Source organism: Phaeobacter cretensis (assembly GCF_047372505.1).
Classification (GTDB): domain Bacteria; phylum Pseudomonadota; class Alphaproteobacteria; order Rhodobacterales; family Rhodobacteraceae; genus Phaeobacter; species Phaeobacter cretensis.
Window position 1 is genome coordinate 1,135,044 of sequence record NZ_JBKBEU010000001.1, and the last position, 13,384, is coordinate 1,148,427.

A 13,384-nucleotide genomic window follows, 5' to 3' on the forward strand; every position below is an offset into this window, starting at 1 on the left:
CGATTTTTTTCGATTTTTTCCAAATCCACGAAAATTACCTGTGACATTTTTTGATCCGCCTGAGCAGGACCCCCGTAACAACTTGAAAATACAGATGGAGACAGCATGTCCTTTGACGCAGTATCATCCGCCCGCCAGCGCATCGCCATCGTCGGCGGCGGTATCTCTGGACTGGCCACGGCGTGGCTATTGGCCAAGACGCACAATGTGACACTCTACGAAGCCGGGCCGCAGCTTGGTGGCCATGCCCGAACCGTGATCGCAGGGCGAAATGGCGATCAACCGGTTGATACGGGTTTCATCGTCTTCAACTATGTGAATTATCCTCATCTGACGTCGATGTTCCGCGATCTGGACGTGCCTGTTGTCAAAAGTGACATGAGCTTTGGCGCAAGCATCGGTGACGGCCGCATGGAATACGGGCTGCGTGATATTGGAGCCCTGCTAGGGCAACGTCGCAATATCACACGGCCTGCCTTCTTTCGAATGGTGCGCGACATCCTGCGGTTTAATGCAAATGCCGAACAAGTCGCCCAAAGCGACAGCGTAACCATCGGCGAACTGGTGAACGATCTCAAGTTGGGCGATTGGTTCCAACGCTATTATCTGATGCCTATCTGCGGCGCGATCTGGTCCACGCCACCCGATGAAATTCGCGGATTTCCGGCACAGTCTTTGGTGCGATTTTTTCGCAACCACGCATTGCTCAGCGCTTCAGGCCAGCATCAATGGTGGACGGTCAAAGGTGGTAGTATCGAATATGTCCGCCGCCTAACCACCAGACTTGAACAGATGGGGTGCCAGCTGCGCCCAGATACACCCGTTCGCAGCGTTGAACGCACCCCGGAAGGCGTACGCATTCACATGCCTGATGGCTCCAACGAGGCCTTTGATCAAGTGGTGATGGCCTGTCATTCAGATGATAGTCTGCGATTGCTGGCGCAACCAACCAAGGCGGAGCAGTCCACTCTCGGCGCCATGCGTTATCAGGACAACGAGATGATCCTGCACTGTGATACCGCACAGATGCCCCGCCGTCGTGCCTGTTGGTCCTCTTGGGTCTATAAGGCCGATACCCGCGACAACCGCGCGGCCATCGGCGTGACCTATTGGATGAACCGCCTACAGAACATCGACGAAAACGACCCACTGTTCGTTTCATTGAACCCGGTTAAGGATGTGCAGTCGGGTTTGATCTACGATCAGAAAACGTTTCGTCACCCGGTCTTCGACACCGCTGCTCTGCGCGCACAGACGCGGATCACTGACATTCAGGGCCAGAACAACACCTGGTTCGCAGGTGCCTATTTACGTCATGGTTTCCACGAAGATGGTTTCGCGAGCGCGGTACGAGTGGCCCGCGCGATCTCTGCCCGCGAAAGCATACCAGCATGACACAATGGCCTGATCATATCGCGGGACACACCACCCACGCCCGCTATGGCGCTATCGCCAATAGTTTTCGCTATGGCGTCGACTATGTGCTGATCGATCCGAGGTCAGAAAGCGGGCCGCTATTGTTCTCGCGCAATCGCTTTAACCTCGCGGCGGTACATGATCGCAATCATGGCGGCGCTCCGCGACAGGGTCTCGGTCTACCTTGGGCCGAGAGTGTCTTTGCCAAAGCAGGACTGAAGCCGAATGGCCTCACGATCCGGCTGCTCACTCAGCCCAGCTATGTTGGACATAACTTCAACCCAGTCAGCTTCTGGCTCGCCTTTCGCGGCACAGCCCTACATGCTGTGATCGCGGAGGTCAGCAATACTTTTGGCGACCGCCACAGCTATCTGTGCCACAAACCGGCGTTCACGGCGATCACGCCAACGGACAAGCTATTGTCAAAGAAGGTCTTTCACGTCTCCCCCTTTCAACAGATCGCTGGGGACTACTGGTTCAACTTTGACATCAGCCCGCAACGTATCGCGATCCGCATTGACCACAAAAATGACGGCGAAGGGGTAGTTGCCACACTGACCGGACCCCGTCAGCCACTAAGCAATGCAGCATTGCTTCGTTCGAGCCTGCGACGACCCGCCGGTACAATGCGCACCGTCGCTTTGATCTACTGGCAAGCACTGAAATTGAAGTTAAAGGGCGCCAGCTACCGTCCTCGCCCTAGCCCACCTGAACATGAGGTCAGCTGATGATTTTTCTTACCAAACGTGTAAAGCACGACTTTCTCGACAGCTGCGCCTGCATCCGCAAGGGCAGCCTGCGCCTCTATACGCCTGAGGGTGATGTTCATGATTTTGGCAATGGCCCACCCCACGCTGAAATCAAGCTACTTGACTGGAGTGCGATCACTGCGATGGCCGCGCGTGGCGACATTGGTCTCGGTGAGGCGTATGTTGCCGGGCTCTGGGATACACCGAGCATCGAAGACGTGATCAAAGTAGCTTTGATGAACCTCGATCACCTTGCTGACTTCGCATATCCGAGCTTCTGGGCCAGCCTGAGATATCGTGTGGTTGACCGGATGCTACGGGCCAATTCGATCAAGGGGGCTTCACGCAACATCAAGGCCCACTACGATGTGGGCAATGAATTCTACCAGCTTTGGCTCGATGAAAGCATGACCTACTCCTCGGCCTTGTTCGCGCCCGGCGACAATGATCTTACTAGAGCTCAGACCCGCAAATACGACCGCGTCCTGAGCCGTCTCACAGAAGGCGAGCGGGTGCTGGAAGTAGGCTGCGGTTGGGGCGGCTTTGCAGACCGCGCCGCCGAACTGGGACGCAGTGTCACAGGGTTGACCATATCTCCAAGCCAGTTCGGCTACGCTGATGCCCGACTGGATGGACGTGCCGATATTCGTCTCTGCGATTATCGCAACTCGGAAGGTAGATTCGACAACATCGTCTCTATCGAAATGGTCGAAGCCGTGGGTGAGCGATATTGGCCAAGCTATTTTTCTACCCTCAAAGACCGTCTGTCAGACGATGGCCGTGCGGTTATTCAGGCGATCACCGTGCAGGACAGTTACTTTGATATCTATCGACATTCCTCCGACTACATTCGTCAGTACACTTTCCCGGGTGGGATGTTGCTGTCTGACGCCGTGATTTCGCATCAAGCGCGTAGCGCAGGATTGAAGGTCAAAGATAACTTTGCCTTCGGACAGGATTATGCCCGCACCTGCCGCGAATGGGCCGCACGCCTTGTCGAGATCTCTCCCAAAATTCAAACCTTGGGATATGGAGACGCATTCTTTCGCAATTGGCGCTATTATCTTGAGACCTGTGCCGCCTCTTTTGAGGTGGGACAGACCAACGTGGTGCAGGTGGAGCTGGCCCATGCCTGATGCTCGCTCGGATGCCCAAACCCACGAAGACCCGCTCCACTCCGTTACACCCGCGCTCGCCCTATGTATTGGGCTACTCCTCACAATCCTAAGTGGTCCCACGTATGCGGACACCGGCCTCAAGGCGCCGACCAAGCTGGGAGAGGTCACCTTTCGCTGGTTCGGCCTGCCACTTTATGACGCAAGCCTCTATGCGGAAGGTCAGAACCGCTTCGACTGGCAAACACCCATGGCGCTCAGGCTCAGCTACCGGCGGGGCTTTACCCAATCACAACTGATGCAAGCCACCACTGCGGAACTTGCCCGATTGGAAGGGCCTCGCGGTGACCAGAACGAATTGATCGCCAAACTTGATCTCTGTTTTCGCGATGTGGCAGCGGGCGATAGCTTTGTCGCGACGACACGTGATCCGGATCACGTCGCCCTGTATCTGAATGGTCGACAGACATGTGAGATCCGCCACAAGGACGCGCGCAAGCGGTTCCTCGACATCTGGCTATCCCCCAACAGCCGCGCTGCACGGTTGTCCAGCCGTCTTCGAGGCGAATAATGCAAACGACCCGTGTTTCCCTATTTGCACTGATGCTAGCCGCCGCTGGCCTGCCGCTCTATATCCATCTGCCTCGCTTTGCGACGGCCGAGCTGGGATTGAGCCTGGCCACTCTTGCGGCAGTACTGGCGGGGATACGGGTGCTCGATTTCATTCAGGACCCTCTGCTGGGCTGGCTCACCGACCGTTGGCCACAAAAGCGCGCAACATTTGCGGCGTTGGCGGCACTCGGCATGGCAATAGGGTTTGTTCTTCTCTACGCGTACCGCCCTGCTGCGGGTGGTGTATTGCCATGGTTTGTGATCTCACTGATCCTTCTGTTCACGGCGTATAGTCTTGGTACTGTGCTGTTCTACGGACAAAGCACTGCCCTGGCCGGAAGCCCGCAAGCACTTATCCGTCTTGCCGGTTTCCGTGAAGCAGGCACATTGGCCGGGATCATTGTCGCTGCGCTTGCCCCAAGCATATTGGTCGCCATGGGGGCCGCTCAGGGTGGATATCCGGCATTTGGCTGGCTGCTCGCTGTGCTCTGTGCTGCGATATGGTGGACCACCCGTGGGCTTTGGACGGCTGCATCACGCCCTGAACAGCCCCTTTCAATTATAGCGTTACGTGAATCAGGCGGGTTCCGGCTGCTCGCCCTGGCGCTCGTCAACAGTCTGCCTGTTGCCATGACCTCAACGCTGTTCCTGTTCTTCGTCGAGGACAAGTTGGCCCTGCCCGATATGGCAGGTCCGTTTCTGGTGTTGTTTTTTCTCGCTGCCGGCGTTTCGGTTCCGATGTGGACACAAGCTGCGGAACGTTTCGGCGCGCGAAACGTGCTATTCCCGGCGATGGTACTGGCGATCGTTTCTTTCGTGTCCGCCGCGTTTCTTCCTGCCGGAGCTTCGCTTGGCTTTGCTGCGATATGTATTGGATCTGGTGCCGCGCTTGGTGCGGATATGGTAATCCTGCCGGTACTATTCTCCCGCGCTTTAGCTCGCGCAGGACTGCAAGCTGGACAGGCCTTCGGCCTATGGTCGTTTGCCGCAAAACTGGCGCTTGCTGCGGCAGCCGTATTGCTCCTGCCGCTGCTACAAGTCAGCGGCTTCACTCCCGGCGGTCAGAACAGCTCAGCGGCCCTTCAGACCCTGACATGGACCTATGCTATCATTCCCTGCTGTATCAAATTCATCGCCATAGCGATGGTCCTCCGCCTCCCCAGAAAGGTTCTCTCACAATGAAACTCTTGCTTGTAGCCATCATAATATTGCTGCTGCTTGCGCTTTTTTGGCCCGGCTTTGGCTTTCGCAGCCAGCGTTCTCAGCACTATGAAGGGACTGGCCCTGCATTTGACATTCGCACGCATTTGAACGGCGAAATGATCTCGGAGGGCATGATTTACGGCCCTATGGGGCGCGTGGTATCGCGCTTTGTCGCGACGATGCATGGCGAATGGGATGGCGCGACTGGCACCCTAAGCGAGAATTTCACCTATGCTGGCGGCAGCAACCAACAGCGCAAGTGGTTTCTCACCATGGGCGACAATGGACAATTCACCGCCACCGCCGATGATATTATAGGCACCGGGCACGGCCAGCAGGCAGGCGCTTCGGTTCGCCTGACCTATCGCATTCGTCTGCCTGAAAGCGCCGGCGGCCATGTTCTCGATGTCACTGACTGGATGTATCTAATGGAGAACGGCAGCATCATGAACCGCTCCGAGATGCGCAAATTCGGCATCAAAGTCGCTGAGCTGATCGCGACTATCCGCCCAAAGGGACATTAAAAAGTGTTCGCTGGGCAAACTTGGTGGATAGTTGGCGCAAGCGAGGGCCTCGGACGGGCAATCGCTGAGCAATTGGATGCGGCAGGAGCCAAGGTGATACTGTCAGCGCGCAGTGAACAGCGGCTTCAGGATCTCGCATGCAAGCTGCGCAACGCTAGCGTTGTACCCATGGATGTCACCGATGCACAAGCTGTCCAAAACGCCGTTGCGAATATAGGCAAGCCGGATGGTGTGCTCTACTGCGCAGGGACCTATGATCCCATGCCTGCGCAAGAGTGGGACGCCGAAAAGGTTGAGCTGATCTGTGATGTGAACTTTATGGGCGCTATCCGAGTGATCGGCCGCGTGCTGCCGCAGATGATAGCTACCAATAGGGGCCACATCGTATTGATTGGTTCGCTTGCAGGCCATACGGGTCTTCCCGGCGCGACGGGCTACGGCGCGTCAAAATCCGCCGTTATGCATATGGCAGAAACGCTGCAGGCCGATCTATTTAGGACATCGATTCATGTGCAGGTCATCAACCCGGGCTTTATCAAGACCCGGCTGACCGAAAAAAACGATTTCGACATGCCGATGATACAGACACCAGAACAGGCGGCGGAGGCCTGTCTGACGGCAATTCGAAGCGGTCGGTTCAGTACCAGTTTCCCGGCCCCATTTGCCTGGGTCTTCACAATCGGCAGATATCTGCCTCGCAGATTATTTCTACGATTAATGGGGGCGGGTAAGTGAACAGCAATCCGCCAAAGAACATCGTAGTCATAGGGGCTTCTGGCGGTATTGGATCAGCATTGATCGATCACTACTCGGAGCGGAGCCCCGATAGCTTAACCGCTGCGGCGCGTGATATGTTACCACCCCGCTCCGGCGTAGCTAACTGCAAGGTAGATATCACCAACGAAGATCAACTGTCCCGTCTCGCTGATGATCTGCGCTCAAGAGGCATTGCCCCCGATCTTGTCATTGTTGCGACGGGCATTTTGTCGGATAAGAGCGGGCTCAGGCCGGAAAAAAGCTATCGTCAGCAGGATCTTGCGGCTTTTCAGAAGGTATTTGAGATCAATACCATTGGCCCGGCTCTCGTTGCCAAGCATTTGCTGCCGATCATGCCACGCAAAGGTCGGGGAGTCTTTGCCGCACTCTCTGCACGGGTCGGATCCATCAGGGACAACGGCTTGGGTGGTTGGCACGCCTATCGCGCCTCCAAGGCAGCGCTGAACATGTTGATCCGCAACTACGCGATTGAGATGGCGCGCAGCAATGAAGCGATGATCTGTGTAGGCCTACATCCCGGCACTGTGCGTACTGCGTTGTCTGATCCTTTCGCGGCAAACATTCCTGACAGCTCACTCTTTGAAACAGCACAATCCGCCGCATATCTGGCTGATGTTGTCGATAGACTCTCCCCCGGAGACAGCGGGCGGGTATTCGACTGGAAAGGCGAGGAAATCCCGTCCTGAGCATCGAGGGCGCGATACCCATACATGTTCCAGACTTGCCCCGCTTATCGGACCCGTGCGACAGTTATAAGATATAAGCGGGCGCTCTACTCAGTGCCTGCCGCCCTACCTGTCAGTAGTTCACAGGACTATAGCTGCCTTGAAATCCGTTCGGCTTCGCCTCCTCTTGCTTGCTCTATTGCCGCTCAGCGTGGTGATGCCGCTGCTTCTGGTTGTTGCAATGGCGCGATGGAACACAGACTACGACAACGTCTTGATCGTCAACGTCGAAAGCGATTTGAAGATCGCCGACCAATATCTGCGTCAGTTACAGGCTGGCACAGGCGACGATCTCGCGGCGATCGCCAGCTCTGCGCGTTTTGCCGACGTGCTACGCGCGCCACTGCAGGAGCAGCTGCGGTTTCTCAATCAACAGAGACAGTCACTTCAGCTCGATTTTCTCTACTACCTGCCAATGCGCAATATTGACCGAGACGCCCGTCGCTGGCCCGTGATCGCACGCGCCGCGGACGGCGAATTGGCTTCCGAAATAGATATTTTTTCAGCGGCCGATCTGGATGTAATTTCTGCTGATCTACGTGACAGGGCGCGCATTTCCCTGATCGAAACAGAGGCTGCCGCTCCCACAACCCGCCCTGCCGAGGACCGGGGGATGGTGATCCATTCTGCCGCCCCGGTAACAAATCGCGGTGGCGAGGGCGTACTCGTGGCTGGTCGATTGCTCAACCGTGACCTCGGCTTTATCGATACGATCAACGCGCTTGTCTACCTTGGTGACAGCCATCGTATTAGCCGCAAGGGCACCGCGACGTTGTTTCTGGAAGACACCCGGATCTCGACAAATGTGCGCCTGTTTGAAGATGTTCGCGCACTTGGCACTCGGGTTTCACAAGCCGTAAGAGATGCGGTTCTTGGTAAAGGGCAAACTTGGCTCGACCGCGCTTTCGTGGTCAACGACTGGTATATCTCCGGCTATCTGCCGCTCACCGACAGTTTCGGAAAACGTGTTGGTATGCTCTATGTCGGTTTTCTTGAAGCGCCTTTCTCCGCCGCCAAACGGTCTGCCTATTGGACTGTAGTCCTCTCATTTCTCTCCGTTATGCTGTTGTCTGCGCCCCTGTTCCTCTGGCTCGCCAAGGGGATCTTTGCTCCGCTTGAACAGATGAGCCGCACCATGGCCCGTGTTGAGCGCGGGGATCTGGCTGCCCGCAATGGCAATGTCGGGCGACGCGATGAGATAGGTCAGGTCGCGTCCCATCTTGATAGCTTGCTTGATCAGGTTCAGGAACGAGACCAGAGACTGCGCGATTGGGCCGAAGAATTGAATGAACGGGTCGACAAACGCACAGTTGAGTTACGTGCTGCCAACGAAAAACTGGAATCCACTTACAAACAATTGGTGATGAGCGAAAAGCTAGCGTCGATTGGTGAAATCACCGCCGGTGTCGCACATGAGATCAATAACCCCATTGCGGTCATTCAAGGCAACGTCGACGTCATGCGTATGACACTTGGCGATGCAACGGATGATGTCGAAACGGAACTGGCATTGATCGACAGTCAGATTCTGCGCATCAGTGCGATTGTCGGCAAACTACTGCAATTTGCCCGACCGACCGAATTCGGCACGTTTGAAGAAAGCCTGGATCTCGCACCGGTGGTCTCGGATTGTCTGGTGCTGGTCGATCATGTGGTCACCAAACAGGCCGTTACTGTGGAAAAGCAGTTCGAGGAGGCCCCACAGGTTCGTATAGACCCCGGAGAATTGCAACAAGTGGTGATCAATCTGATCCTAAACGCGGTTCAGGCGATGAAAGGCAGCGGCATGCTGCTGTTAACCCTAAAGCAGATGGATCGGGACGGGGTTAGCGGGGCATGCCTTGAGGTGACAGACACCGGCCCTGGCATCTCCGCTGATGATCTGCCTTCCGTGTTCAACCCATTCTACACTACGAAACTGGGCGAAGGCACTGGTTTGGGCCTATCGATCAGTCAGACCCTGATCCAACGCGCCGGCGGCGTAATCTCTGGTGGCAACAAGGTTGAAAACGGGTCAATCATAGGCGCTGTATTTTCAATCTGGCTACCCTCAGTCACAATCGAGGGCGAGACCAAGGCTTACGCCTCCTAGGAACTCCACGCTAATGGTCAAAGCCCCCAACCAGCACATTTGCGGTCAACGGTTTTGCGCGACACGCCCAACCTACGGGCGGCTTCAGCACGGTTCCCATCACAAGCATCCAGCACATGCATAATATGGCGCTGCATCACCAGGTCCAGCGTATCCATGGCCGCGCTACCTGTGATACCGCCGGTCCCCACGAATTCCTCAGGAAAGGCTCCGAGAATAACTGAACGCTCGATGAGATTGCGCAGTTCGCGTACATTGCCTGGCCAGTTGTAGCGGCTGAATTTCAACAATGTATCCGCGTCCAATTCCAGAGCTGGCATCGCCAATGTCGTGGAAAATTGCTCCATGAACAGCGCTGCGAGTTCGACAATATCCTCAACCCTTTCGCTCAACGGTGGCATCTGGATATTGACGACATTGATCCTGTGGTAGAGATCCGCGCGGAAACGCCCTTCCGCTACGGCCTGATCCAGGTCAGCGTTAGTGGCAAACAGAAACCGCAAATTCAGCGGAATGTCACGTTCTGCACCAACAGGACGGATACGCTGATCTTCCAGCACCCGCAAAAGCGCTGCCTGCACCTGTTCAGGCATTTGGGCAACCTCATCAAGAAACAGCGTTCCACCATCGGCATATAGAAACAGGCCATCCTGCCGACGGTCCTGTGCATCCACCATCCCAAATAGCTCATGCGCGATGCGATCGGCGGCGATAGCAGCGCAGTTCACTGCTACAAACGGCTTTTCCGCGCGGTCTGACAGCGAATGCAATGTGCGAGCGGCGATTTCCTTGCCGGTGCCACTGGCACCGGTAAACAAAACCGGCGTTGGCAGCGGTGCTAGCCGCGTGATCATATCGCGTGCGGTCTGAATGGCAGGCGATTTCCCCAACAACCGCCCTCGTGCTGCCGTACCTTCGGCGGAGAGCGCATGTTTCAGGAGATAATTTTCCCTCCGGAGATGTTTTCGGTCCAAGGCCCGCGCCACCGAATTCAGGATTTGATTGGCGCGAAATGGTTTCAGCACAAAATCGGCCACCCCGACACGCAACGCCTGAATGGCGGTCTCAAGATCCGCATAGGCCGTTACCAGCACTGTATCGGCGAACAGCCCCACCTTGTGCTGTTCCTGCACCCATTCCAGACCCGTTTTTCCCGGCATGATATTGTCGAGAATGATCAGGTCAAAATGCGCCTGATCCAGAATACTCGACGCCTCTGCAGCGGAGGCTGCCTGCTCCACCCGCTTGCAGCGCGGAGTCAGAATTTTAGTCATAAAATTGCGCATGCCCGGTTCATCGTCGATCACAAGGATCGACGCCCCAGCAAGATTTTCCCCATATTCATCGCGGGGCGGCGGTGCGGTTGTCAGCACGTTCAATCCAGACGGACAGAGGGTCCGGAATACACCTCGTGCGAGGCAAAACCGGCTTCGTCCAGCGCGAAGTAGGCTCCGGCGGCAATAACGATGATGGCGGCGAATCCCGTCAACATGGCTTTCATTGTGTCACTTCTCCACCTTGGTTGCGCGTTTCAGGAACGCGATCAAATCACGCCGATCCTGCGGATCGGTAATCCTCTGCATTGGCATTTTAGATCCCGGAATATAGTGATCCGGCCCCAAATCGAAGAGGGCATCAATTGTTGCCTCTCCCCAGATTATGTCAGATCCATCAAGGACCTCTGAATAACGATACCCCTCCAGCGTACCAGCCAAGCGGCCAAAGACAGAGTGCAGGCTCGGCCCGGCTCTACGGCTTTCACCAGGATCAAGCGCGTGGCAGATCGAGCATTTGCGCATGAACTGACGCTCTCCGTTCGACATCGTCGCCGGGTCCCGATGAAACCCTCGACTTCCAACTATCTGTGCCTCTGCCTCGCCCATCAATACAACTGGCCAGCCGTAGGCCAGATCATCCAATCCAGCAGCCCAAATCGTCTGCCCGTCTGGCGCAAAGTCCAACGCCCAGATCGGCCCCTCGCGTGTGGCCCGAAAATCAGAGGTGATACGCCAGTTTTCTGTATCGACCATCATAATATAGCCCTGACCATCCCCCACGGCGAGCCGTCCCGTGCCACCATGATGAGCCATCGCCAGAATGGGCCGTCGTTCCAACGAAAAATCCGCCACGGGATCGCCAGTCTGACTATCAATAACACGGGTTGCGCCATCCACCGCGCCATAGGCCAACCAGTCTCCACTCGGGCCGATCGCTAGTTGATTAATTCCGAATCCTTGATCGACCAAACGAAGCAGTCGTCCGCCCGTGCCATCGTAGACGAGTATTTGCCCATCCATTGTCGCCGCATAGATCGAACCATCCGGCCCGATAACCACATCATTGACACCACTGCCAACCTTGATCTGCTGCTCGCTGCCAGCACCGTCTATAGGCCACAGTCTAATCTCACCATCCCAACTGGCAGATGCTAGGCTCGCCCCATCTGGGGCTACGGATAGTGCACGGATCTTGCCCAGATGTCGTCCGATTAACTCTGCCTTTCCAGTATCGTGCGACCAAAGGTACAGCGCGAAATCATCACCCGCCGTGACCAACCTCGTAGCATCGATATAGGCCAATGCTGTAACCGCGGCATCATGCGCCTCTAGCCAGCGTGGCGTTCGATCCGTCCATAAGCCTACCGCATTGTCAAAACTGCCTGTAGCCACCTGCCCTTCGGGTGATACCGCGAGCGCCATGACCGGTCCACCGTGGCCTTTCAGCGTGGTGAAGTCATCCGCGAGCGCGATCTGACCACTTCCAATCAGAACCAGCTCAAAAAGACATACCAGCCCGACCAGCGCCCGGCACAATCGGTTTGCAAGCACGACAGGCAGGTCAGGCCGCACCGCCGATCACTCCGCAGGTGTTGCGCCCTCGGCGCGACCCCTGTCATTTCCACCCTGGCTCACCGCGCCCTTTTCGCGCATTTCCTCCAGCCAGATAGAGTGATGCTGATGCGCCCAGGCCTCGTCGACCTCTCCATTGCCCATCGCATCAAACGCGCCTTCCATACCAACCGAGCCGATATAGATGTGGGCCAGAATGATCGCCATCAATACAAAGCTAATAATCGCGTGCCAGCTCTGGGCGAGCTGCATTTCTTCTTGCGGAGCCAGCTCTACCGGCAGTGCTCCATAGCCAACCAACTGCGGTAGCCCGAGATCATTCAATATTGCAAACGTCTTGCCAAAGAGCGGCAGTTCAAACGGGAACAATAGAGACAGGCCAGAGGCTGAGATCGAGGCTCCAAGTACGATCACCGACCAGAAAATCAGCTTCTGTCCAAAATTGAATTTCTTTGCCGGTGGGTGATTTTTTCCAACAATACCGCCCATCTGGCGGATCCACACCAAATCAGTGCGGTTCGGAATATTGTGAGCGACCCACATGACAAACACCATGATCAGCGCCAGCATGAAGGCCCAAGAAACATTGTTGTGGACCCACTTGCTCCAAATCAGCAGGCCGGCATTGATGTCCTTGCCCAGATAGGGCGCAATAAACAATCGACCAAACAGGCTGGCCAATCCGGTGAGCCCAAGCAGTACAAACGAACCTGCCAACATCCAATGGGCAAACCGTTCGATAAACTGGAACCGAGTCACGGTACGCCCGGTTGATGGTGCATCAATGCGAACACGGCCGCGCAGCAGGTAGAACACAGTCAGCGCTGCCAGGGTGCCCAGCAAGAGCCAACCGCCGTATGTGCGCAAAGGCCCTTCACGGAAGCTTAGCCAGCGCATCCCACCATCCTGCACAAGCACGGCAGCCACATCGCCGCCCGCTGAAACACTCAGGTCAGCTGCATTATAGCGGAATGCCCGCCACAACTCGGGATCAGAGGCGCCACCAAGGGTGCCAAGCTGCTGGGTCATTTCAGCCCCAAGCGCACCTGCGCCCGTGTCGTCACGGCGGAAACTATCGTCGATGTTCTCTCCCCGTTGACGGGCCAGAATATCCTCGAGCGTTTGCGCCCCACCTGTGGAACTGCGATCCTGAACCGCGCTAGCTGCTGGGGCATCCTGAGAATCCTGCGCGGCAGCGATCCCAGCCATCAACGTCAGCTGCATCAGAATTGCAAAGGCGATGCGCAGCATGGGCCACACTCCTTCATGAATGGTCGTGAAAAACGAGAGAGGGAAACAGGACGGCCCGCGACGACGGGTCG

The 13,384-nt window shown here is 56.3% G+C and carries 13 protein-coding genes; 9 read left to right on the forward strand and 4 right to left on the reverse strand.

Annotated elements, in window-relative coordinates:
- The first annotated feature begins 105 nt into the window (after positions 1-105).
- The 9 genes from ACEWZM_RS05475 (at position 106) to ACEWZM_RS05515 (ending at position 9,213) form a co-directional block, all read left to right on the forward strand.
- On the forward strand, positions 106-1,395 hold the full coding sequence (locus ACEWZM_RS05475) for an NAD(P)/FAD-dependent oxidoreductase (RefSeq protein ID WP_414005475.1): 1,290 nt from the start codon (positions 106-108) through the stop codon (positions 1,393-1,395).
- The gene (locus ACEWZM_RS05480) at positions 1,392-2,144 is read left to right on the forward strand and encodes a DUF1365 domain-containing protein (RefSeq protein WP_414005476.1); all 753 of its coding nucleotides are present in this window, start codon (positions 1,392-1,394) and stop codon (positions 2,142-2,144) included. Before ACEWZM_RS05475 ends, ACEWZM_RS05480 begins: the two co-directional genes overlap by 4 nt.
- Positions 2,144-3,301, forward strand: a complete 1,158-nt coding sequence (locus ACEWZM_RS05485) for a class I SAM-dependent methyltransferase (RefSeq protein WP_414005477.1) — start codon at positions 2,144-2,146, stop codon at positions 3,299-3,301. Before ACEWZM_RS05480 ends, ACEWZM_RS05485 begins: the two co-directional genes overlap by 1 nt.
- Positions 3,294-3,851, forward strand: coding sequence for a chalcone isomerase family protein (locus tag ACEWZM_RS05490; protein ID WP_414005478.1), 558 nt, complete (start codon positions 3,294-3,296; stop codon positions 3,849-3,851). The genes ACEWZM_RS05485 and ACEWZM_RS05490 overlap by 8 nt, the downstream gene beginning before the upstream one ends.
- Positions 3,851-5,074 (forward strand): MFS transporter, encoded by a 1,224-nt coding sequence (locus ACEWZM_RS05495; protein ID WP_414005479.1) that lies wholly within the window; start codon positions 3,851-3,853, stop codon positions 5,072-5,074. The genes ACEWZM_RS05490 and ACEWZM_RS05495 overlap by 1 nt, the downstream gene beginning before the upstream one ends.
- Entirely contained in the window at positions 5,071-5,619 is a 549-nt protein-coding gene (locus ACEWZM_RS05500; protein ID WP_414005480.1) for a DUF3833 domain-containing protein, read from the forward strand. Before ACEWZM_RS05495 ends, ACEWZM_RS05500 begins: the two co-directional genes overlap by 4 nt.
- Positions 5,620-5,622: 3 nt before the next feature.
- The gene (locus ACEWZM_RS05505; RefSeq protein ID WP_414005481.1) at positions 5,623-6,354 is read left to right on the forward strand and encodes an SDR family NAD(P)-dependent oxidoreductase; all 732 of its coding nucleotides are present in this window, start codon (positions 5,623-5,625) and stop codon (positions 6,352-6,354) included.
- On the forward strand, positions 6,351-7,082 hold the full coding sequence (locus ACEWZM_RS05510; protein WP_414005482.1) for an SDR family NAD(P)-dependent oxidoreductase: 732 nt from the start codon (positions 6,351-6,353) through the stop codon (positions 7,080-7,082). The genes ACEWZM_RS05505 and ACEWZM_RS05510 overlap by 4 nt, the downstream gene beginning before the upstream one ends.
- A gap of 139 nt (positions 7,083-7,221) precedes the next feature.
- Entirely contained in the window at positions 7,222-9,213 is a 1,992-nt protein-coding gene (locus ACEWZM_RS05515) for a sensor histidine kinase (RefSeq protein WP_414005483.1), read from the forward strand.
- A gap of 17 nt (positions 9,214-9,230) precedes the next feature.
- Here ACEWZM_RS05515 and ACEWZM_RS05520 read toward each other — a convergent pair whose 3' ends face one another.
- From ACEWZM_RS05520 to ACEWZM_RS05535, 4 genes are all read right to left on the reverse strand, one after another.
- A complete protein-coding gene (locus ACEWZM_RS05520) occupies positions 9,231-10,592 on the reverse strand; it encodes a sigma-54-dependent transcriptional regulator (RefSeq protein WP_414005484.1) in 1,362 nt (453 codons plus the stop codon).
- Complete coding sequence (locus ACEWZM_RS05525) at positions 10,589-10,714, reverse strand: hypothetical protein (protein ID WP_414005485.1); 126 nt, start codon at positions 10,712-10,714, stop codon at positions 10,589-10,591. Before ACEWZM_RS05525 ends, ACEWZM_RS05520 begins: the two co-directional genes overlap by 4 nt.
- 4 nt (positions 10,715-10,718) lie before the next feature.
- Complete coding sequence (locus ACEWZM_RS05530) at positions 10,719-12,005, reverse strand: c-type cytochrome (protein ID WP_414007967.1); 1,287 nt, start codon at positions 12,003-12,005, stop codon at positions 10,719-10,721.
- 63 nt (positions 12,006-12,068) lie between these two features.
- Positions 12,069-13,313 carry a formate dehydrogenase subunit gamma gene (locus tag ACEWZM_RS05535; RefSeq protein WP_414005486.1) on the reverse strand — a complete coding sequence of 415 codons (1,245 nt, stop codon included), beginning with the start codon at positions 13,311-13,313 and terminating at the stop codon, positions 12,069-12,071.
- Positions 13,314-13,384: the final 71 nt, after the last annotated feature.

Bases quoted from the DNA above. Each gene is read 5' to 3' on its own strand.
- ACEWZM_RS05475 (WP_414005475.1), top strand. From the start codon at position 106: ATGTCCTTTGACGCAGTATCATCCGCCCGCCAGCGCATCGCCATCGTC.
- ACEWZM_RS05535 (WP_414005486.1), bottom strand. From the start codon at position 13,313: ATGCTGCGCATCGCCTTTGCAATTCTGATGCAGCTGACGTTGATGGCT.
- ACEWZM_RS05495 (WP_414005479.1), top strand. From the start codon at position 3,851: ATGCAAACGACCCGTGTTTCCCTATTTGCACTGATGCTAGCCGCCGCT.
- ACEWZM_RS05525 (WP_414005485.1), bottom strand. From the start codon at position 10,714: ATGAAAGCCATGTTGACGGGATTCGCCGCCATCATCGTTATTGCCGCC.
- ACEWZM_RS05500 (WP_414005480.1), top strand. From the start codon at position 5,071: ATGAAACTCTTGCTTGTAGCCATCATAATATTGCTGCTGCTTGCGCTT.
- ACEWZM_RS05480 (WP_414005476.1), top strand. From the start codon at position 1,392: ATGACACAATGGCCTGATCATATCGCGGGACACACCACCCACGCCCGC.
- ACEWZM_RS05490 (WP_414005478.1), top strand. From the start codon at position 3,294: ATGCCTGATGCTCGCTCGGATGCCCAAACCCACGAAGACCCGCTCCAC.
- ACEWZM_RS05485 (WP_414005477.1), top strand. From the start codon at position 2,144: ATGATTTTTCTTACCAAACGTGTAAAGCACGACTTTCTCGACAGCTGC.